17 protein-coding genes and 1 pseudogene are annotated in these 20133 nt (G+C 61.5%); 12 read left to right on the top strand and 6 right to left on the bottom strand.

Annotated features, from left to right (window positions below; translation table 11 throughout):
* Positions 1-120 precede the first annotated feature (120 nt).
* Positions 121-2847 carry an Rne/Rng family ribonuclease gene (locus QOV41_RS10470; protein ID WP_284576421.1) on the top strand — a complete coding sequence of 909 codons (2727 nt, stop codon included), beginning with the start codon at positions 121-123 and terminating at the stop codon, positions 2845-2847.
* Positions 2848-2898: 51 nt separating this feature from the next.
* Here the strand turns inward: QOV41_RS10470 and QOV41_RS10465 are convergent, their stop codons facing one another.
* The gene (locus QOV41_RS10465) at positions 2899-4044 is read right to left on the bottom strand and encodes a pyridoxal phosphate-dependent aminotransferase (protein WP_284576420.1); all 1146 of its coding nucleotides are present in this window, start codon (positions 4042-4044) and stop codon (positions 2899-2901) included.
* A 151-nt stretch (positions 4045-4195) separates the two neighbouring features.
* On the opposite strand from QOV41_RS10465, the gene QOV41_RS10460 reads away from it, so the two are divergent.
* The 6 genes from QOV41_RS10460 (at position 4196) to QOV41_RS10435 (ending at position 8908) form a co-directional block, all read left to right on the top strand.
* The gene (locus QOV41_RS10460) at positions 4196-5059 is read left to right on the top strand and encodes a DsbA family protein (RefSeq protein ID WP_284576419.1); all 864 of its coding nucleotides are present in this window, start codon (positions 4196-4198) and stop codon (positions 5057-5059) included.
* Positions 5060-5142: 83 nt separating this feature from the next.
* Entirely contained in the window at positions 5143-5580 is a 438-nt protein-coding gene (gene aroQ, locus QOV41_RS10455; protein ID WP_284576418.1) for a type II 3-dehydroquinate dehydratase, read from the top strand.
* Positions 5581-5610: 30 nt separating this feature from the next.
* On the top strand, positions 5611-6102 hold the full coding sequence (gene accB, locus QOV41_RS10450; RefSeq protein WP_284576417.1) for an acetyl-CoA carboxylase biotin carboxyl carrier protein: 492 nt from the start codon (positions 5611-5613) through the stop codon (positions 6100-6102).
* Between the two features lie 10 nt (positions 6103-6112).
* A complete protein-coding gene (gene accC, locus QOV41_RS10445) occupies positions 6113-7459 on the top strand; it encodes an acetyl-CoA carboxylase biotin carboxylase subunit (protein WP_284576415.1) in 1347 nt (448 codons plus the stop codon).
* Between the two features lie 46 nt (positions 7460-7505).
* Complete coding sequence (gene aat, locus QOV41_RS10440; protein ID WP_284576414.1) at positions 7506-8138, top strand: leucyl/phenylalanyl-tRNA--protein transferase; 633 nt, start codon at positions 7506-7508, stop codon at positions 8136-8138.
* Positions 8135-8908: an APH(3') family aminoglycoside O-phosphotransferase gene (locus QOV41_RS10435; RefSeq protein WP_284576413.1), complete on the top strand. Its 774-nt coding sequence runs from the start codon at positions 8135-8137 to the stop codon at positions 8906-8908. The genes aat and QOV41_RS10435 overlap by 4 nt, the downstream gene beginning before the upstream one ends.
* Here the strand turns inward: QOV41_RS10435 and QOV41_RS10430 are convergent.
* From QOV41_RS10430 to QOV41_RS10420, 3 genes are all read right to left on the bottom strand, one after another.
* Positions 8905-9408, bottom strand: a complete 504-nt coding sequence (locus QOV41_RS10430) for a GyrI-like domain-containing protein (RefSeq protein ID WP_284576412.1) — start codon at positions 9406-9408, stop codon at positions 8905-8907. The two genes, QOV41_RS10435 and QOV41_RS10430, sit on opposite strands and share 4 nt — an antisense overlap.
* 83 nt (positions 9409-9491) lie before the next feature.
* Entirely contained in the window at positions 9492-9878 is a 387-nt protein-coding gene (locus QOV41_RS10425; protein WP_284581267.1) for a DUF2155 domain-containing protein, read from the bottom strand.
* 55 nt (positions 9879-9933) lie between these two features.
* On the bottom strand, positions 9934-10317 hold the full coding sequence (locus QOV41_RS10420) for an NADH:ubiquinone oxidoreductase subunit NDUFA12 (protein ID WP_284581266.1): 384 nt from the start codon (positions 10315-10317) through the stop codon (positions 9934-9936).
* A 439-nt stretch (positions 10318-10756) separates the two neighbouring features.
* Here QOV41_RS10420 and QOV41_RS10415 point away from each other — a divergent pair, with 439 nt between their 5' ends.
* From QOV41_RS10415 to QOV41_RS10405, 3 genes and pseudogenes are all read left to right on the top strand, one after another.
* Entirely contained in the window at positions 10757-14455 is a 3699-nt protein-coding gene (locus QOV41_RS10415; RefSeq protein WP_284576409.1) for a vitamin B12-dependent ribonucleotide reductase, read from the top strand.
* A 1108-nt stretch (positions 14456-15563) separates the two neighbouring features.
* Positions 15564-16723, top strand: a pseudogene (locus tag QOV41_RS10410) (IS3 family transposase).
* The gene (locus tag QOV41_RS10405; RefSeq protein WP_284576406.1) at positions 16660-17298 is read left to right on the top strand and encodes a hypothetical protein; all 639 of its coding nucleotides are present in this window, start codon (positions 16660-16662) and stop codon (positions 17296-17298) included. The pseudogene QOV41_RS10410 and the gene QOV41_RS10405 overlap by 64 nt, the downstream one beginning before the upstream one ends.
* A gap of 572 nt (positions 17299-17870) precedes the next feature.
* On the opposite strand, the gene QOV41_RS10400 is transcribed toward QOV41_RS10405, so the two are convergent.
* Positions 17871-18158 (bottom strand): GIY-YIG nuclease family protein, encoded by a 288-nt coding sequence (locus QOV41_RS10400; RefSeq protein ID WP_284576405.1) that lies wholly within the window; start codon positions 18156-18158, stop codon positions 17871-17873.
* 109 nt (positions 18159-18267) lie between these two features.
* On the opposite strand from QOV41_RS10400, the gene QOV41_RS10395 reads away from it, so the two are divergent.
* Together QOV41_RS10395 and QOV41_RS10390 are read left to right on the top strand one after the other, a co-directional pair.
* Positions 18268-18777, top strand: a complete 510-nt coding sequence (locus QOV41_RS10395; protein WP_284576403.1) for an AAA family ATPase — start codon at positions 18268-18270, stop codon at positions 18775-18777.
* A gap of 78 nt (positions 18778-18855) precedes the next feature.
* Complete coding sequence (locus QOV41_RS10390) at positions 18856-19194, top strand: hypothetical protein (RefSeq protein ID WP_284576402.1); 339 nt, start codon at positions 18856-18858, stop codon at positions 19192-19194.
* Between the two features lie 26 nt (positions 19195-19220).
* Here QOV41_RS10390 and greA read toward each other — a convergent pair whose 3' ends face one another.
* Entirely contained in the window at positions 19221-19703 is a 483-nt protein-coding gene (greA, locus tag QOV41_RS10385) for a transcription elongation factor GreA (protein WP_284576401.1), read from the bottom strand.
* Positions 19704-20133 lie beyond the last annotated feature (430 nt).

The following is a 20133-nucleotide window of genomic DNA, read 5'->3' as shown; positions in this document are numbered from 1 at the left end:
CGCCTAAGGCAGAGCTTCCGCGTGCCCCTACCCCCAAACCATACGCCTCGCATTGCGCCATTTCAGGCCAGCCGTTCCCACGGCTCCGCCTCAGCGGCGCGCGAGTGCGCGGAGTTCATAATGGCTACCAAGAGAATGCTGGTGGATGCCATCCACCCGGAAGAAACACGGATTGTCGTCACAGCGGGTAACAGGCTCGAAGAGTTCGATTTTGAATCGGCGACACGTCGCCAGCTGCGCGGCAATATCTACCTCGCCAAGGTCACGCGCGTAGAACCGTCGCTACAAGCGGCCTTCGTCGAGTATGGCGGCAATCGCCACGGGTTCCTCGCCTTCAGCGAAATCCACCCGGACTACTACCAAATCCCGGTTGCTGATCGCGAAGCCTTGCTGCGCGAGGAAGAGGCCGAGGAGCACCAAGACGAGACTGAGGACACCCCTGACGCTTCTGCTCAGGGCGAAAGCACCGGAGACGACAGCGACGCCGAAGCGCACGACACCGAAGAGGGCAACCACATCGAACAGGCGCCGGCCAATTCCGAGCCGGTTGAATCGGTCGGCGGCGCCGACGCACTCGAGGAAGTTCCCGAGCGGCGGAGATCCTCTGCCAATCGTCGGCATTACAAGATCCAGGAAGTGATCAAGCGCCGGCAGGTGATGCTGGTGCAGGTGGTCAAGGAAGAGCGCGGCAACAAGGGCGCGGCTCTCACCACCTATCTGTCGCTCGCTGGGCGTTATTCGGTTCTGATGCCCAACACTGCTCGCGGCGGCGGCATTTCCCGCAAGATCACCAATGCTGCTGACCGCAAGCGCCTCAAGGAAATCACCTCCGATCTGGAAGTGCCGCAGGGCATGGGCGTCATTCTGCGCACGGCCGGTGCTTCGCGCACCAAGGCGGAAGTGAAGCGGGATTTCGAATATCTAATGCGCCTTTGGGAGAGTGTTCGCACCCTAACCCTTAAGTCGCAGGCACCGTGCCTGGTCTACGAGGAAGGCTCGCTGATCAAGCGGACCATTCGCGACCTCTACAACAAGGACATCGACGAAGTTCTGGTCGCTGGCGAGAACGCTTATCGTGAAGCCAAAGACTTCATGAAGATGATCATGCCGTCGCACTCCAAGAACGTGAAGCCGTATGACGAGGAGCAGCCGCTCTTTTCCAAATACGGCATCGAAGCACAGCTCGACCAGATGTTCTCCCCGACTGTAACTCTGCCCTCCGGCGGTTACATCGTCATCAATCCGACCGAAGCACTGGTCTCGATCGACGTGAACTCAGGTCGCTCCACAAAGGAGCACAACATCGAGGACACCGCGCTCCAGACCAATTTGGAAGCGGCCGAGGAAGTCGCGCGGCAGTTGCGCCTGCGCGACCTCGCTGGACTGATCGTCATCGACTTCATCGACATGATGGAGAACCGTTCCAACCGGGCAGTCGAGCGCAAGCTCAAGGAATGCCTCAAGGACGATCGCGCTCGCATCCAGGTGGGCCGCATCAGCCATTTTGGCCTGATGGAAATGAGCCGGCAGCGCATCCGCTTCGGCGTGGTGGAAAGCTCCACGCACAAGTGTCCGATCTGTGAGGGCACAGGTCTCGTGCGCTCCACCGAGTCCATGGCGCTGATGATCATGCGGCACATCGAAGATCACGTGCTGCGCAAGCAGGGCCAGTCGATCAACGTGAAGGTGCCGGTCGAAGTCGCCCTCTACATTCTCAACTTTAAGCGCGAGACGCTGATTGCACTCGAGCAGCGCAACGCGCTCTCGATCACCATCACTGCCGACGGCAAGATGACCGGGCACCAGTTCGCCATCGAAAAGGGCGAGGCCCGCGTCGCGACCTATGTCGAGCAGCGCACTGTTGAACATGTGCGCGTCGACAGCGCTATCATCGAGGATGCCGACGACGAAGACGTCGCCGATGAGATCGAGGTTGAAGCCGAAGAAGAAACCGAAGAGCGTACCGCAACTGCCGAGAACGGAGAGGGCCGCAACCGCCGCCGCCGCCGCCGTCGTCGCGGCGGGGCCGACCGGGAAGATCGCCCACAGCGAGCCGCCGCCGAGGTGAACGAGACCGAGGGCGAGTCTGTCGGTGACAGTGACTCGGAAGGCGATGAGAGCGAAGAGGGTGTAGCACGTCCTCAGGGCGAGGCGTCTGGCGATGACGAGCCGCGTCGCCGCCGTCGTCGTGGGCGCCGTGGCGGCCGCCGCAATCGCCGCGACATCGAGGAAGGCGCCGAGCGCCCTGCCACGGGCGAAGTCGAGGCGGATGGCGAAGCCGAACTCACCATGAGTGAAGCCAGCGAAGTCGCCGAAGTGTTGCTGGCGCAGGATGAGATCGTCGCCCGCGAGGAGGCTGCAGCCGAACCCTCGGCAACTCCGGAAACCTCAGAACCCCTCGCGGAAGCACCTGTCGAGAAGCCCAAGCGCGGTCGCCGCAAGAAGGTCATCGAGACCGAGGAAGGCGCTCCGCTCGAGGCCGCTCCAGTGGCGGCAGAAGCCCCTGCCGAGGAAGAGAAGCCGAAGCGCAAGCCGCGCACTCGCAAGCCCAAGGCAGAAGCGGCGGAGATTGCTCCTGAAGCGGCAGTGGCGGAAGCGGTGGCAGCCCCCGAGGCAGTTGCTGCCCCTGAGGCCACCGCGCCTGCGCCGGTAGAGTCTCCGCAAGAACAGGCCGCTGAAGCCGCCGCCCCCGACGCGTCTTCTCGCCCTCGCCGCGAAAAGAAGGAGCTACCTGCTGAAGGCATCGTGGTCTCTTCGAGCACGCCCAAGCCGGAGAGCAAAGAGGCTGCGCCCGAACCGGAAAAGAAAAAGGTCGGCTGGTGGCAGCGCCGGCTCGGTCTCGGCTAACACCCAAAAAGGCGGCCTGCGGGCCGCCTTTTCTTTGGACGTCGTTTCAATCTATGATTTCAGAGCTTTATTCAGCCGCTCCAGAGCGAGCTCAACGGTTTCCCGCTTGCCGGCATAGCTCAGCCGCACAAAGCCGTTGCCATCGGTCCGGTCAAAGTCGACGCCAGGTGTAATCGCCACTCCCGCCTCCAGCATACGGTCGCAGAAGGCCAGGGAATCGTTGGAGAAGTTGGCTATTCCCGCATAGGCATAGAAAGCCCCATCGGCAGGCGCGCCGATGTCGAAGCCCAGCGAACGGAGGCCCTCGTTGAGCAACAGCCTGTTGCCCGCATAGTGCGCTTTCTGCTGCTCGCTGTAGTCACGTTCGCCAAGCGCCGCGATAGCCGCGATCTGGCTCAATGTTGGCGCGGATATAAAGAGGTTCTGCTGGAGTATTTCGGCGCGGCGGATCAGGTGCTCAGGCAGCACCATCCAGCCGATGCGCCAACCCGTCATGCAATAATATTTTGAGAAGCTATTGATCACCATGACGTCACGGGAGAGCTCCAGCGCGCTTACCGACGCCCCGCGATAGTCCAGCCCGTGATAAATCTCGTCCGAGATCAGAGTGAGGCCCAGTGTGGCGCAGGTCTCGACGATGTCGGCCAATTGCTCGCGATCTATCGTCGCCCCAGTGGGGTTGGCGGGGCTTGCAAACAGCAGGCCGGCGAATGGCTGCTCACGATAGGCCGCGTGAATGGCAGCCCCCGTCAACAGCCATCCATTCTCTGCCGAGAGCGGAATGTCGGCCACCGAGAACCCCAGGCCCAGGAGCGTATTCACATAGGCGGGATAACCCGGACGCGTGATCGCGATCCGGTCACCCGGCCGGAAAGCGGTGTGGAAGCCAATGATGAAGCCCGCCGACGACCCCATGGTCACAACAATGTTGTCCGGATCGACACTAATCCCATGCTGGGCGGAGTAATAGGCCGAAAGCCCCAGGCGCAGTTCCGGCATGCCCTTGGCAGCCGTATAGGCCTGAGGGTTGGGCAACGCTCTCGATACCGCCTCAATGACCTTGGGCGCCGGCGGCGAGCCCGGTTCACCGATTTCGAGGTGGCAGATGGTGCGGCCGGAGGCTTCGAGAGCCTGCGCCTTGCGCGCGATGTCCATCGCGTAAAACGGCATCAGTCCGTCAGTTGCGGGCTTGATCATGGCAATTCCTTCCGTCCGCCCCGCCTAAACGGATCGGCGCGCGACCTCAACAACAATTGACGCTAGCGGCAGGGCGGTGTTCACCAACATCTGCTCGAATCCCGAGACCTCTGCTAGAAGCCGAGAAACGTCCCTGCCGGAGCATCCAAGAATGTCGCGCGTCACCATCGTCCTCGTTGCCCTGGTCGGGATACTCGCCGGCGCCCTCGGCTATTCGGTGGCCGATCGTCCACAACCGCAAACCGATACCGCGACCGTGCAGGCGATGATCGAGGAGGCGCTGAGCGCGTACGATGCTCGCAGGGCCTCGGAGCCTCCGGTCACTCAGGCTGCCGCCATCGACCCCGAAGTGATCAACCCCATGATCGAATCCTATCTTATGGGTGATCCAAAGATCCTGCAGCGCATGTCCGTTGCGCTCGACACCACGCTACGTGCAGAGGAGCGGGTGCAGGCAGGCTCGGCGATTGCCACCATGCACGATGCCATCTTCAACGCGCCTGACCAGGTGGTCCTTGGCAACCCAGAAGGCGACGTCACCCTCGTGGAGTTCTTCGACTACAATTGCGGCTACTGCCGCACTGCCCTGCCCGACATGGCAACGCTCCTGGCCGACGATCCAAACCTGCGCATCGTGCTCAAGGAGTTCCCCATCCTTTCCAACGAGTCCATCGACGCGGCCCGGATAGGCGTGCTGGTCGGCCAGTCCGATGTCGACTATTGGGACTTTCACGAGGCCCTGTTCACCAGCCGCGGCCAGGTGGACAAGGCCGCGGCACTTGCCGCTGCAAGCAGCCTGGGGCTCAGCCCGGTGAGCCTTGAACTCGAAATGGGCACCGAGAAGGTCGCAGAGGTCATCCAGAACTCTTATGAGATCGCCCAGGCGCTCAATATCACCGGCACTCCCACCTATATCATCGGCAACGAGATCATCCCCGGCGCGATCGGCGTCGACGAATTGCGCAGCCGGATTGCCAATATGCGCGCCTGTGGCGAGACCCAGTGCGACGGCTAACCCGGCGCGTGCTTTGCTTTTCCGTGCATTTCGTGTAACCGCCCTTGCGCCGGCGGCAAGTGCCGGTGCACAAGGCGAAGATCATGGCAAAACGCGTTCTCGTCCTCAACGGCCCGAACCTCAATCTGCTCGGCACACGCGAGCCTGAAAAGTACGGGTCGGACACGCTCGATGATATCGAGGCGCTCTGTCGCGACACGGCTAACGCGCTCGATCTCAGCATCGATTTCCGCCAGTCCAATCACGAGGGCGAGCTGGTGACCTGGATTCAGGATGCCCTCAACACTGCCGATGCGATCCTCATCAATCCGGCGGCCTATTCGCACACTTCCGTCGCCATTCACGATGCGCTACGCGCCGTCGCTCTGCCGGTAGCCGAGGTGCATCTCACAAATATCCACCAACGGGAGCCGTTTCGGCACCATTCCTTTGTCTCGGCCGTTGCTGTGGGTGTCATTTGCGGCTTTGGCGCCAGCGGGTATAGACTGGCGCTGCAAGCCCTTGCCGAGAAACTGCAATAACGATCAACGCGCCAGGCGCGGGAGACAAGAATGACCAAGTCATCGCAAGTGGATCAGGATCTGATCCGGGCCATCGCCGAACTCCTCAACAAGGAAAATCTCGCCGAGATCGAGATCGAGCAGGAGGATTTCCGGGTCCGCGTTACCAGGTCCTATGCCAATGAGGGCGTCACCTACGCCGCCCAGCCCATGCAGTATATGGCGGCGCCTCAACAGGCGCATGCTCCGGCTCCGTCGAGCGCCCCTGCCCCGGCCACTGCACCAGCTAGCGAAGATCTCTCTTCCAATCCAGGCACGCTGACCTCCCCAATGGTTGGCACCGCTTACCGCGCGCCTGAACCGGGCAAACCCGCTTTCGTTGAGGTCGGCACCAAGGTCACCGAAGGCCAGACGATCATCATCATCGAAGCGATGAAGACCATGAACCAGATCCCGGCGCACCGGTCGGGCACCGTGACCCGCATCCTGGTCCAGGATGCGCAGCCGGTGGAATACGGCGAGCCAATCGTCGTCATCGAATAAGGGGGCTTTCATGTTCCAGAAGGTCCTGATCGCCAATCGCGGCGAAATCGCCCTGCGCATCCTGCGCGCCTGCAAGGAGCTCGGCATCCAGACGGTAGCCGTCCACTCCACGGCCGACGCTAATGCCATGCATGTGCGCCTCGCCGACGAGAGCGTCTGCATCGGCCCCAACGCCGCCAAAGACAGCTATCTGAACATTCCCTCGATCCTTGCAGCCTGCGAGATCACCGGGGCTGATGCCGTGCACCCTGGCTATGGCTTCCTCAGCGAGAATGCACGCTTTGCCAAGATCCTGACCGAGCACAAGGTGACCTTCATCGGCCCCTCCGCGCACCATATCGAGATCATGGGCGACAAGATCACGGCCAAGAAAACGGCCGTCGAACTCGGGATCCCCGTGGTGCCCGGCTCCGAAGGCGCCGTCGAAACCGACGAAGACGCACTGCGCACAGCCCGCGAGATCGGCTATCCCGTCCTGATCAAGGCGACGGCTGGTGGCGGTGGTCGCGGCATGAAGGTCGCCAAGACAGAGGCGGACCTGCTGGTTGCCTGGTCCACGGCCCGCACTGAGGCGAAGGCCGCGTTCGGCAACGACTCCGTCTACATGGAAAAGTACCTAGGCAAGCCGCGCCACATCGAGGTGCAGGTTCTCGGTGATGGACAAGGCAATGCTGTTCATCTCGGCGTCCGCGATTGCTCCCTCCAGCGCCGCCATCAAAAGGTTTGGGAAGAGGCCGGCGGGCCGACGATCAAGCCCGAGGAGCGCGACGAGATCGGGGAAATCTGCGCCGCCGCCATGCGCAAGCTGAAATATGCCGGCGCGGGTACCATCGAGTTTCTCTACGAGAACGGTGAGTTCTACTTCATTGAGATGAACACGCGCCTGCAGGTGGAGCACCCCGTCACGGAGCGGATCACCGGCATCGATATCGTCTACGAGCAGATTCGCGTGGCGTCGGGCGAGGCGCTGTCGATGACGCAGGACCAGGTGAACTTCCAGGGTCACGCCATCGAGGTTCGCATCAACGCCGAGGATCCGCAGACTTTTGCGCCCTCGCCGGGCACCATCACCTTCTACCACCCGGCGGGTGGAGTTGGTGTGCGCGTCGATTCGGCGGTTTATCAGGGCTACAAGATCCCGCCCTATTATGACTCGCTGATCGGCAAGCTGATCGTCTTCGGCCGGACGCGCGAAGAGTGCCTGCAGCGCCTGCGTCGGGCGATCGACGAGTTCGTCGTCGACGGCATCAAGACCACGCTGCCCCTGTTCCAGCGGCTGATCAAAGAGCCCGATATTCTGTCGGGCAATTACGACATCCACTGGCTTGAAAAATATCTGGCGGAAAACAAAGTCTAATCAGCAGGGGGCGCATTTGGCGCCCCTTGTCTTTCCAGGAACTGCCATGGCTCGTCCCGGCCCCTTCGATATCGAGATTACTCCCGAGCTGATCATCCGCGCCTATCGGGCCGGCATTTTCCCGATGGCCGAGGATGCCTCCGACGAGGGTCTCTTTTGGGTGAGCCCAGAGCGCCGCGGCATCATTCCCCTCAATGCCTTCCGCCTCTCGACCAGCCTGCGCAAGGCGATCCGCAAGTCTGGCTTTGCTGTGAAGGTGGACACCGACTTCGACGCGATCATCGAAGGCTGCGCCACTGTGGGTCAAGACCGCCACTCCACCTGGATCAATGGCACCATCCGGTCGGTCTATGGTGAGCTGTTCCGCCGGGGCGTAGCCCATACGGTTGAGGTCTGGGATGGCACTGATCTCGTGGGAGGGCTTTACGGACTAGCGATCGGCGGCGCGTTCTTCGGCGAGTCCATGTTCCATCGCGCCACCAACTCCAGCAAGATGGCCTTGGCTCATCTCGTCGATCGTCTGAATGCCGGCGGCTTCATGCTGCTCGACACCCAGTTCATCACCCCTCACCTTGCTTCCCTTGGTGGGATCGACATTCCTCGCGAGCAGTATGAGGAGCGACTGGCAGAGGCGCTTCTCATTGAAGGAGACTGGCTTGCGTGGGATCAATCCGCGTGAGCGCACCACCTGACCTTCCAATAGAACTGCAGCAGCTTTCGGGAGGCGATTGGACTGAGTTCACGATTGGAGAGTCAGACGCTGCCGTCTGGCGGATCAACTTGGGTTCCTCGGTCGTGTTCCTCAAGGCTGAGCGCCGGCACCCGCTCAGCGAAATACCGGCTGAGGTAAGTCGACTGCAGTGGCTTGCAGAGACGGGCATCCCGGCGCCCAAGGTCATCGACTGCGTACCTTCAGCGGACCGGTACTGGCTGCTCATGACTGCGGTCCCCGGATCTGACCTAACCCACATGGCTGATCGACCCGCTGAACTTTGCCGTGTTTATGCCAGCAGTCTCCGGCGTCTGCATGCGCTGGAAGTGTCCGCCTGCCCCTTCGACCACCGTCTGGACCGACGCCTGGCCGACGCTGCGGCCAACGTGGCTGCAGGCCGCATTCGAGAGGACCAGTTCGACGAGGAAAGGCACGGCTGGACCGCCAGCGAGGTGCTGGCTTGGGTGCAAACGCATCAGCCTCCCCTGGGCAACCTAGTGGTCACTCACGGCGACGCTTGTGTGCCCAACATCATCGCACGAGACGAACGCTTCAGTGGCTTCGTCGATTGCGCACGCCTGGGCGTCGCCGATCCTTGGCAGGACCTCGCCCTTGCCTGCCGCAGTCTTATTCGAAATTGTGGCCAGGAGCATGTGCAAGGCTTCCTAGATGCGTATGGAACAGCTTGGGACGAGGAGCGCTACCGCTACTTTGGCGCCCTGGATAATCTCTTCTAGGCTCCGTCTCGCAGCTTGAAGGCCAAGGTGGTCACCCATTGATTCATATCGGGCTCATCGGCTGGATCGGTCTCATAGATCTCCAGGCGACAGGCAAAGTGATCACCATCGGCCTTCTCTTCGACGTCGAACCCCTGACCCGTCAGTCGAGACCAACCCACCAGCATTCCGGTGACGGTCATCAACTGGTCCGGATGGCCATGCCAGGCAAGCACCATGAAGCGCCCGGCGGGGAGAATACCAGCTTTGACATTCCCCTCCTCTGGTGCCGCTTCCTCGATGGCAATGCCGGCCTCCACATCGAGCGTGTCTTCCATGTTGATACGCCGGTAATTGTAGAACGCTGAGCCGACCGGCTTCAGACCGTGTTTCTCGATATGCGCGAATATCTGCGGAAAGCCCTCTTCGGCGGGTCTTTGCATCTGATCCATGCGGACCGTGAAGGGGACATAGATATAGGGCGTTGCGGTCCGGGTCTGGACTTCCGGTAAGGTCATCATCGTCGTGTTCCTTTTGGCAGTGGACGTACTTGCGTCCTGCCTCGACGCACGAAACAGATGCTCTTCGACAATGATGGAAACTTTTACCGCTGGTCTGGCGGTGGAACTTCGGTGCTCGTCTTGCACTCGATAAGCCAGACGTCATAGACCGCGTGGTCGACGGCATTGAGCGCGGGGCTATCGGCGAACATCCACCCAGTGAAGATACGCCGGGATGTGCCCGTCAAGCTGCGCTGATCAACCTCGAGAAAAGCCGAGGTACGTTGCGTTTCGGTGGGCGGGCGATTGTAACAGGCACGGGGCGTGATCTCGAGCGCGCCGAACAAGACGGTCTCGTCGATGTAGACATCGAACCGAGTAACCCGGCCAGTGATCTTGTCTAGTCCGGCCAAGGTTGCAACTGGATTGGCAACGGGCTGCGCCGCCACGGGAGCGGCAGCCGCAAGCAGGCCCAGTGCCGCAAGAGGCATCAAGCGTGAAAGCTTGCGTAGAAGTTGAGCCCGCCAGGGCAAATTCAAGCGAACCTTACTCGGGAGACCAGGCGTCGTAGTCTCCGGTGACGCGGGGACGCTCACCCTTGTTGAGCAGGCTGCCATCGGGGCGGTAGGCCTGGGCGGTGCCCGTCAGGTTCGGCAGGTGGGGCTTTTCCCAAGCACGCGGCACATACTTGTCTTCAGTGGGCGGCGTGTCCGTGCGACCGTGCATCCACCCATACCAACCCGGGGGAATGCTCGAGGCATCGGCATACCCGCCATAGGTCACGTAGCGGCGGTTCGACTTCTTATCCTGGTAGTAACGGTTGCCGAACTCGTCGCTACCCACATACACGCCAAAGCGCTTGATCCAGAGCCGGGTGCCCCAGGTCTGCCCCTGCCACCAAACGAAGATTTCGGAGAGGAATTTCTTGATACCGGACTGGGCCACTTGTCGATTCCGCGAATGGGGATAGGCGATTTGCGCCGGGTTTAACATGCAGGTCCACGCGAGCCTAGACCAAACTGGCTTTGTCGCGTCGTGGTGAGCACGTCTTGGCACACCTGGTGCTAGGGGTTGTGGATATCCCCGCAACCGTCATCAGCGTGACGCAACAAATCCTGTTGACGTGGATTTCCGCCGAGTCTCGCCCGATTCCGCTGGGGTGACCGTCGGGACGCCAAACATGGTTTCCACATAGTTATTCCGGGAAAACCGCTGTTGGCTCAATCGCTTGCGCTTGAATGCACATAAAAAGGACTTATCTACTAGGGATAGTTCGTCGCCAGGCCTAAAATACCATTGCTTGTGTCCCGACCGGAATCGGAGCGATGGTAAGGACATCACCTGTAGCAGCCTTTTCGGGACTAAACCCATGCGCATCGAACGTCGCTTCACCACCGCCAACGAAGACCGCTATGCCGGCATCGATTTCCGCTCGGCCACCAGCGAGATCCGCAATCCCGATGGTTCGGTGGTGTTCAAGCTCGAGAACATCGCCATCCCAGCCACCTGGAGCCAGGTAGCGGCCGACATTATTGCGCAAAAGTACTTCCGCAAGGCAGGCGTCGCCAAGGCGCTCAAGAAGGTCGAGGAGAACGCCGTTCCCTCTTGGCTCTGGCGCTCGGTTCCCGACGAAGCAGCACTCTCCAGCATTCCTGAAGACGAGCGCTTCGGCTCGGAGATGGATTCGCGCCAGGTTTTTGATCGTCTCGCAGGCACCTGGACGTATTGGGGCTGGAAGGGTGGCTATTTCGACAGCGAAGAGGACGCTCGCACCTTCTTTGATGAGCTCTGCTACATGCTCGCCACCCAGCGCGTGGCTCCCAATTCCCCGCAATGGTTCAATACGGGCCTGCATTGGGCCTATGGCATCGACGGCCCCGGCCAGGGCCACTTCTATGTCGACCCCTTCACCCATCAGCTGGTGCAGTCCACGAGCTCCTATGAGCATCCCCAGCCGCATGCCTGCTTTATTCAATCCGTCGACGACGACTTGGTCAACGAGAACGGCATCATGGACCTCTGGGTCCGCGAAGCGCGCCTTTTCAAATATGGCTCGGGCACCGGCACCAACTTCTCCAAGCTGCGCGGCGAAGGCGAAAAGCTCTCGGGCGGCGGCAAGTCCTCCGGCCTGATGAGCTTCCTCAAGATCGGTGACCGGGCTGCCGGGGCCATCAAGTCGGGCGGCACCACCCGCCGCGCCGCCAAGATGGTGGTGGTGGATATCGACCACCCCGATATCGAGACCTACATCAACTGGAAGGTGAAGGAAGAGCAGAAGGTCGCCGCCCTCGTCACCGGTTCCAAGACCGTCTCCAAGCATCTCAAGGCCATCATGAAGGCCGCCGTGAACTGCGAAGGTTCAGGCGATGACTGCTTCGACGTGGCCAAGAACCCCGCTCTCAAGCGCGAAGTCCGCGCTGCCAAGAAGGCGCTGGTGCCCGAGAACTACATCTTCCGCGTCATTCAGTTCGCCAAGCAGGGCTATACCGATCTCGAATTCCCCATCTACGACACCGATTGGGACAGCGAAGCCTATCTGACCGTTTCCGGCCAGAATTCGAACAACTCCGTCCGCGTCACCGATGACTTCCTCGCCGCAGTCGAGAATGACGGCGACTGGAACCTGACAGCTCGCCAGACCGGCAAGACCATCAAGACCCTCAAGGCGCGTGACCTGTGGGAACAGATCGGTTACGCCGCCTGGGCCTCGGCCGATCCGGGCCTGCAATACCACACCACCATCAACGAGTGGCACACCAGCCCCGCAGCCGGGCCGATCAACGCGTCGAACCCCTGCTCGGAATACATGTTCCTCGACGACACTGCGTGCAACCTCGCTTCGGTGAACCTGCTGCCCTACCGCAATCAGGATGGCACCTTCAACACCGCCGCCTATGAGCACACCGTGCGCCTTTGGACGCTGGTGCTCGAGATCTCGGTAATGATGGCGCAGTTCCCCAGCCGCTCCATTGCCGAACGCTCCTATGAATACCGCACATTGGGCATCGGCTACGCCAATATCGGCGGCCTGTTGATGACCTCGGGCATTCCCTATGACTCAGCCGAAGGCCGCGCCATTGCGGGTGCCGTCACCGCCATCATGACCGGCGTCTCCTATGCGACCTCTGCCGAGATCGCCAAGGAGCTGGGCCCCTTCAAGGATTATGAGCGCAACAGCCAGCACATGCTGCGCGTCATCCGCAATCACCGCAATGCCGCCCATGGCAATGCCGAGGGCTATGAGGGGCTGTCCATCACCCCCGTGCCGCTCGACCATGCCAACCTCAAGGACGATGCACTCTCCGAGCGCGCCAAGCTCGCCTGGGACAATGCCCTGGCGCTGGGTGAACAGCACGGCTACCGCAATGCCCAGGTCTCGGTCATCGCCCCCACCGGCACCATCGGTCTCGTCATGGATTGCGATACCACCGGCATCGAGCCTGACTTTGCCCTCGTGAAGTTCAAAAAGCTCGCCGGCGGCGGCTACTTCAAGATCATCAATCGCGCCGTGCCGCCGGCCCTGCGGACCCTCGGCTATTCCGAATCGCAGATCGCCGAGATGGAGGCCTATGCCGTTGGCCACGGCAATCTCAACCAAGCCCCGGGCGTCAATCCCTCGACCCTGCGCACCAAGGGCTTCACTGACGACAAGATCGAAGCCCTCAACAAGGGCATGGCTTCTGCCTTCGACATCAAGTTCGTCTTCAACCAGTGGACGCTGGGCGTCGATTTCCTGAAATCGCTTGGCGTCACCGATGAGCAGCTCAACGATTTCAGCTTCGATCTGCTCGCCTTCCTGGGGTTCAGCAAGAAGGACATCGAGGCCGCCAATATCCATGTCTGCGGTGCCATGACGCTGGAAGGCGCCCCGCACCTCAAGGACGAGCACCTGCCCGTCTTCGATTGTGCCACCCCCTGCGGCAAGGTCGGCAAGCGCTACCTATCGGTGGAATCGCACATCCTGATGATGGCAGCGGCGCAGCCCTTCATCTCGGGCGCCATCTCCAAGACCATCAACATGCCCAACGACGCCACCGTCGAGGAAGCCAAGGAAGCCTACATGCTGTCCTGGCGCCTGGCGCTCAAGGCCAACGCGCTCTATCGCGACGGCTCCAAGCTCTCCCAGCCGCTCAATTCATCGGTGCTGGCTGCTGCCGATGACGAGGAAGACGAGGACATTGTCGAGGAACTGGTCGCCCAGCCCGCCGCCGCCCGCGTCCCCGTGGTCGCCGAAAAGATCGTCGAGCGCATCATCGAGCGCACCCGCGAACGCGAAAAGATGCCCGACCGCCGCAAGGGCTATACCCAAAAGGCCGTCGTGGGCGGCCACAAGGTCTATGTCCGCACGGGCGAATATGATGATGGGCGCCTGGGCGAGATCTTCATCGACATGCACAAGGAAGGCGCCGCCTTCCGGGCGATGATGAACAATTTCGCCATCGCCATCTCGCTGGGCCTGCAATACGGCGTGCCGCTGGACGAATATGTGGAGGCCTTCACCTTCACCCGCTTCGAGCCCGCCGGCATGGTTATGGGCAATGACCGGATCAAGAACGCCACGTCGATCCTCGACTATGTGTTCCGCGAACTGGCCGTCTCCTATCTCGACCGGAACGACCTCGCCCATGTCAATCCCGATAGCCCCACTTCGCTCGGCAAGGGCGTTGCCGAGGAGCACGGCGCCCGCAGCAATGCCGGCGCGCCCGCCCCGGTGCCCGCCGAGCGCTTTGTCTCCCGCGGCATGACTCGCGGCAAGACGGCCAATGCATCACTGATGCTGGTGCCCACGGCCGAGGCCGCCAACTACACCGCCGCGACCTCGAGCGTCACCGCCCTGCGCAGTGCCGCCGCCCTCAAGATCGATCCGGCACCGACGGCCCTCAACGTCGCCGAAGTCGATCCCCTGCCCAACCCGCCGACCCAGAAGGACAGCGGCGTCCTGCGCGCCGAAGCCCAGATGAAAGGCTACACGGGCGACCAGTGCACCGAGTGCCACAATTTTACGATGGTCCGGAACGGCACGTGTTTGAAGTGCGACACGTGTGGGACGACGACCGGGTGTAGTTGAGCTAATCGAGTGCGGAACTGGCTGGTTGTCGCTGCCCATTAGGTTTGACCAGATTCCTGGCATCAGACGCAGAAAGGCGGGGCAATGTTTGCCTCACCTCCTCCGGTTGAATGATCGCCGGGGTCCAATTGGCTAAATAGGAGCTTGCTTGAAGTGCGAGAGGTGGGGGACGACGACAGCTAGTCGCCTCAAATGATCGCCAGCCAGCTGATGCTGAGAGGTACCCCGTAGAATTTCCATTATGGGTGCAAACGCTTCCATTCTGGGACGCATGGCTTATCCATCTGCTCACAAAGGCCCGGATTTCCGGGCCTTTGTTTTTGCACAGGTGCCGGCATGCCGCGGAGCGGAGAACCTCCGGTCCCTCACGACTTGAAGGGGGCCGGTAGCGGCCTGGCAGCCTTTGGGTCACGCGAAGCGATTGCGGACGTTTATCCCGAGGCTAAGCGGTTTCAGATTAGCCCTGCGAGTCCGCCGGCGACACTGTGATGTTTGCCTGGAGAGCAGCGGTCGCCGCTGGATCGCAACCAAGGCCGTATGCCGCCCTGGCCCCCTGCATCAGGCTTTCGCGCCTGAAGACGACGCAGGAGAGACTTCGGCTCTGCCCTGGACCTCATCGAGCAGGGGAGATTTTAGCTCTCCCGCCCCATCGACCAGCTCCATCGCGCAGCTGGACCGCGAGCAGAGGCAAACCTCTGCGCTCGCTATGACAATTCCGACAAGCCCGTGCACAAATGCTCCGATTGTTTTGCGTAACCAAAAACGCCCTCTATACTTCGCCAATGACATCACCAAAGTTGACCGCGACCGAAATTTTTGTCGAGGCGGATGCCAATGGTTGGCGTCGCGCGCTAATCGTTACAGCATTGCCTCTTGAAACAAGGGCGGTCCGCGCTCACGCCCAACACCTGGGGCATGCGGTAGCTAGTGACGGCAGCTTTCTGGAACTCGGGCACTTTTCCGCGCAGGGCGTTGATTGGTTGGTTGTGTTCGCAGAGTCGGGTGCTGGTACCCACGAGGCTCAAGGCGTTGTTCAGAACGTGGTCTGCCCCCACAGAAGGGGTCCTTTTTGAAGTATGGGAATGGTCCCATTTGAAAGGATACACAGATGCCCAGGAAGCGGCCTACGGCTGAAGAGATAGTCGCCAAGCTTCGTCAAATTGACGTGCTGACCGCGCAGGGGAAGACGGTTGCGGAGGCGGTGCGGGCGATAGCTGTGACGGAGGTGACGTACTACCGCTGGCGCAAGGAATATGGTGGGCTCAAGGGCGATCAGGTGAAGCGGCTCAAGGAGCTGGAGGCTGAGAATGCTCGCTTGCGACGAGCCGTATCGGACGTGACGCTGGACAAGATGATATTGGCAGAGGCCGCCCGGGGAAACTACTGAGCCCCGCTCGTCGCCGTGCGTGCGTGGAGCACGTTGTCACCCAGTTCGGCATCTCGCAGCGACGCGCATGCCGGGTTCTGGGACAACATCGATCCACTCAGCGCAAGCTCCCAAAGACCCGCGAGGATGAAGCGGCACTGACTGCCGACATCATTGCCCTCGCTACCCAATATGGCCGCTATGGCTATCGCCGGATCACGGCGATGCTGCATCGGTCCGGCTGGGCGGTGAACCACAAGCGAGTGGAGCGGATCTGGCGACGAGAGGGGCTCAAGGTTCCACAAAAGCAACCCAAGCGCGGGCGACTCTGGCTCAACGACGGGTCCTGTATCCGGCTGCAGCCTGAGCATCCCAACCATGTTTGGTCCTACGACTTCGTCGAGGACAGAACCCACAGTGGCAGAAAGTTCCGCATGCTCAACGTGATCGACGAGTTTACCAGGGAGTGCCTGGCCATCCGGGTTAATCGTAGGCTCAAGGCAGTCGACATCATAGACGTGCTCACGGACCTCTTTATCCTGCGCGGAGCCCCGGCACATGTTCGTTCAGATAACGGCCCCGAGTTCGTCGCCAAGGCCGTGCGGGAATGGATCGCTGCCATAGGCGCCAAGACCGCCTACATCCTGCCAGGTAGCCCTTGGGAGAACGGCTATTGCGAGAGCTTCAACTCCAAGCTCCGTGATGAACTGCTCAATGGCGAAATCTTCTACACCCTCAAGGAAGCTAGGATCGTCATCGAAGCATGGCGGTGCCACTACAACGTGGCCAGACCGCACTCTTCGCTTGGGTACAGACCGCCGGCGCCAGAGGTCATCTGATGGCCGCCAACCCAGAGCGGATCAACTCCGCCTGTGGTGACATCAAACCCAACTATGCACTAACAATGACCTTGGACCGCAAATGCGGGGCAGACCACCATACCTGCGTGTCTAAGCCAGTAAGCGGAGAATATCATACCTTCAGCGATTGCGGCATGCATTGGGACACCTTCGACAAGAGCGAAGGCGAGAACGTTTACGTCCGCAGAATGAACGAGGTGCTCAGTCTTTATTGTGAGCCATTTGAGCTAACCGCAACGGGAGAAGTCCTTCGAGGCGCAGAGGAGGGTTTCCAACCCATCTTCGAAGCTACTGCTCCTACAGATGATGAGAACATCCAGTCTCGCATCGCTAGCGCTGTGTTACGGTACCGCCGGCACGGCTCCTCTGTTGAAGAGAGGAGGATAGCTGTCAGGGAGTTGGCCGATGTCCTTGAGTATCTCCGCCCCAAGATGAAGGAGATACTAGACAGGAAAGACGAGGACGACTTGTTCAACATTGCCAACAACTTCGGTATCAGACATCATAATGCCAAGCAGAAGACGGGATACGAGGCCGCTTTGTGGCTGTCTTGGATGTTCTACTTCTATCTCGCGACAATCCACGTACTCCTCCGAAAAACGAGCACATCGGCGTAGCCCTCATGGTGAGGTGCGGAACGCAGCGGAGCCTGAACCACGAGGGGGCAGCCCCGATGCTGCCGCAGCGCAGCATCCCAACCACCCCCACCGCGCGTCACCCTCGGGCTTGACCCGAGGGCTCTACATTTCCCTGACGGTCCTCCCCAAAGCCCACCGCTCCAAACAGCGCCCCGCCACAAGCGCCTCCACCCAGCGCCACCCGCTCACACCCGGCGAAGTGCAACACCCTCGGGTCGAGCCCGAGGGTGACGACCCGGGTTCGACGAACCCACAACGAAACACACAGCGACCCGCTCATAGGCCCCTCGCCCCGCCACCACACGCACCGCGCGTCACCCTCGGGCCTGACCCGAGGGCTCTGCACTTCCCTGGCGAACCTCCCCATAGCCCACCACGCCAAGGAGCGCCCGCCACAAGCGCTTCCACCCAGCGGCCACCCGCTCAACCCGCGAAGTGAAACCCCCTCGGTCAAGCCCGAAGGTGACGGCCGGGGGCGGGACAAACCCACGGCAAATGGCCCAGCGACCCCCTCAGAGTCCCCGCGTCCCCCACCCCACCGCGCGTTACCTTCAACTGGCAATGTCCTCCCACAGATCCCGCCACTCCGGATTGCTCTCCTCGATCAGCGCAATCTTCCAGGACCGGTACCAGCGCTTGAGCGACGTTTCGCGCTGAATGGCAGTCCCGATCTCTCCGTGTTCCTCGAAATACACCAGCCGCTTGATGCCATTTCGTTTGGTATAGCCGTCCGCGAGCCCCTCGCGGTGCTCGTACACGCGCCGGACGAGATTATTGGTCACCCCGATATAGGTCCGTCCGCGCCGAATATTTGCCAGGATATAGACAATGCCGCCCATGGCCGTAGTTTCAAGTGAAACGCGCTCGGGTCAAGCCCGAGGGTGACGCTGGTGGGTGTGGCGCCATGTCGCTAAACTGAAGCCCGTGCGCTCGTAATGATGTCACTCCATGCCCCACCGCAACTACCTCATCGAAGGGATCTCCGGCTCCGGCAAGACCTCCGTCGCCACCGAGCTCGAACGCCGTGGCTACCACGTCATCCATGGAGATCGTGTGCTCGCGTTTCAGGGGGATCCGGAGACTGGTGAAAGGTTGCCGCCTGAACGGCGCTCCACTGAGCCTGCCTTTATCAACGCGCATCACATCTGGGACGTCGCGCAGGTCCAGGCCATCCTTGCCGTCCAGACCCATCCCGTCACATTTTTCTGCGGCGCCTCACGCAACCGCCACCACTTTGTCCACCTGTTCGACGCCGTGTTTCTCCTGGAGCTCGACCGGGAAACACTCCTGCGTCGGATCGACAGCCGCCGCGACGAATGGGGCTCCGAACCCGCTGAACGCGCCGAAATCCTGCGTCTCCACGCGAGCCGCGAGGATCTCCCCACCGATGCCATTCCGATCGATGCTACCCGGCCCCTCCCCGAGGTCGTCGACGCCATTCTCGCCCACTGCCGCTAGGCCGCCACTGCACCCGCAACAGCCGCGTGACTTCGCCCGGTGGGAGGCATAGGCTCTTCTCACGTAAGGGAGTGTTCCATGCCCCGCTTTCTCGCCGTCTACACCATGCCGGCCGAAAATGTCGCCCGGTTCCGCGCCATGCCCAAGGCCGATCAGGACGCGGTAGACGCCCTGGGCATCCGACAATGGGGCGAGTGGGAGAGTCGCACCAAACCCTCTATCACCGAGCGCGGCGGCATGGTCGGCAAGACGCTGCGTGTCACCAAATCCGGCATCGCCCCCGCCACCAACACTATCTGCGGCTACCTTGTGGTCGAGGCTGAGACCATCGAAGCGGCAGCCCAGCTCTTTGCCGACCACCCGCACATCCAGACCTTTCCCGGAGAAACCATCGACATCATGCCGTTCGTGACCTGAAGGGACACTCCGCGCCCGGCGCCGGCTTATTCGATGGCAACGACCTCCACTTCGGCTGCGCCGACACTGACCACATCGCCGACGCCCTTGCCCATCAGCGCCCGCGCTACCGGCGACGCAAAGGAGATCGACCCCGTCTTGGGGTTGGCCTCGTCCTCGCCGACGATCCGATAGGTCTGGACGCGCCCGTCCGCCCGCTCGAATGTCACCGTGCTGCCAAAGGCGACCGTTTGGGTTGTGGCAGGCGGCGCCACCAGCTGCGCCGTGCGCACGCGTTCGCCGAAATAGCGCAGGTCCCGAAACGGGTTCGCGGCCTCGCGCCGCCGCTCGTTGACATCCTCGATGGTCATGGCCGCATCATAGGCGGCCCGCGCCTCGGCAAGCTGCCGTTCCAACGCTTCAAGGCCTTCGGCTGTCACCAGGTTTGGTCCGGGCGGGATCGGCCGATCCGGCAGCATGGTCTCCGATGCCGTCTGGGCACTGTCTTCCTTGGTGAAGGCTACGCTCACAACTGTCTCCTGCTGCACTTGGCGCTGTGCTGCCCGCCGGGCACAATGACCATGCTTATCATCGGTTCGGCCGGAAGGCTCCCGCGCGTGCCGCAAAAACTTATCCCCGGCACCCCAAGCGCCTTTATGATGCTTCCCATCTCCGCACATGCTGCGCGGTCGCGACGAACGGTCGGTGCGGGGAGCCGGATGAAGCGGCGGTCGCTCTGCTTCCGTCGGCGGAGTGTTTGGATGGGCTCGTGATCCGCGGGCTGCATGTCGAGCCCTACTGGCTGCACCGGTACGGCACCCGCCACGTCGCCAGCAGGGCGAAGACGAAGCGGCGACGGCACGGAGCAGGGACCAACCGCCATCCAGCATTACCCGACGAGCCTCCGGAGCATGGGGCAAGGCTTGCTTCATTTTTATCCGCCGGACGACCGGCACCGAG

This window comes from Devosia sp. RR2S18 (assembly GCF_030177755.1).
Classification (GTDB): domain Bacteria; phylum Pseudomonadota; class Alphaproteobacteria; order Rhizobiales; family Devosiaceae; genus Devosia; species Devosia rhizosphaerae.
Note: the sequence above shows the minus strand (reverse complement) of the source record. Positions and strands in the feature narration are given on the sequence as shown.

Excerpts from the sequence above, each read along its gene's own strand:
- QOV41_RS10470 (WP_284576421.1), top strand. The coding sequence starts at position 121 with ATGGCTACCAAGAGAATGCTGGTGGATGCCATCCACCCGGAAGAAACA.
- QOV41_RS10465 (WP_284576420.1), bottom strand. The coding sequence starts at position 4,044 with ATGATCAAGCCCGCAACTGACGGACTGATGCCGTTTTACGCGATGGAC.
- QOV41_RS10460 (WP_284576419.1), top strand. The coding sequence starts at position 4,196 with ATGTCGCGCGTCACCATCGTCCTCGTTGCCCTGGTCGGGATACTCGCC.
- aroQ (WP_284576418.1), top strand. The coding sequence starts at position 5,143 with ATGGCAAAACGCGTTCTCGTCCTCAACGGCCCGAACCTCAATCTGCTC.
- accB (WP_284576417.1), top strand. The coding sequence starts at position 5,611 with ATGACCAAGTCATCGCAAGTGGATCAGGATCTGATCCGGGCCATCGCC.
- accC (WP_284576415.1), top strand. The coding sequence starts at position 6,113 with ATGTTCCAGAAGGTCCTGATCGCCAATCGCGGCGAAATCGCCCTGCGC.
- aat (WP_284576414.1), top strand. The coding sequence starts at position 7,506 with ATGGCTCGTCCCGGCCCCTTCGATATCGAGATTACTCCCGAGCTGATC.
- QOV41_RS10430 (WP_284576412.1), bottom strand. The coding sequence starts at position 9,408 with ATGATGACCTTACCGGAAGTCCAGACCCGGACCGCAACGCCCTATATC.
- QOV41_RS10425 (WP_284581267.1), bottom strand. The coding sequence starts at position 9,878 with ATGCCTCTTGCGGCACTGGGCCTGCTTGCGGCTGCCGCTCCCGTGGCG.
- QOV41_RS10415 (WP_284576409.1), top strand. The coding sequence starts at position 10,757 with ATGCGCATCGAACGTCGCTTCACCACCGCCAACGAAGACCGCTATGCC.
- QOV41_RS10405 (WP_284576406.1), top strand. The coding sequence starts at position 16,660 with ATGGCCGCCAACCCAGAGCGGATCAACTCCGCCTGTGGTGACATCAAA.
- QOV41_RS10400 (WP_284576405.1), bottom strand. The coding sequence starts at position 18,158 with ATGGGCGGCATTGTCTATATCCTGGCAAATATTCGGCGCGGACGGACC.
- QOV41_RS10395 (WP_284576403.1), top strand. The coding sequence starts at position 18,268 with ATGCCCCACCGCAACTACCTCATCGAAGGGATCTCCGGCTCCGGCAAG.
- QOV41_RS10390 (WP_284576402.1), top strand. The coding sequence starts at position 18,856 with ATGCCCCGCTTTCTCGCCGTCTACACCATGCCGGCCGAAAATGTCGCC.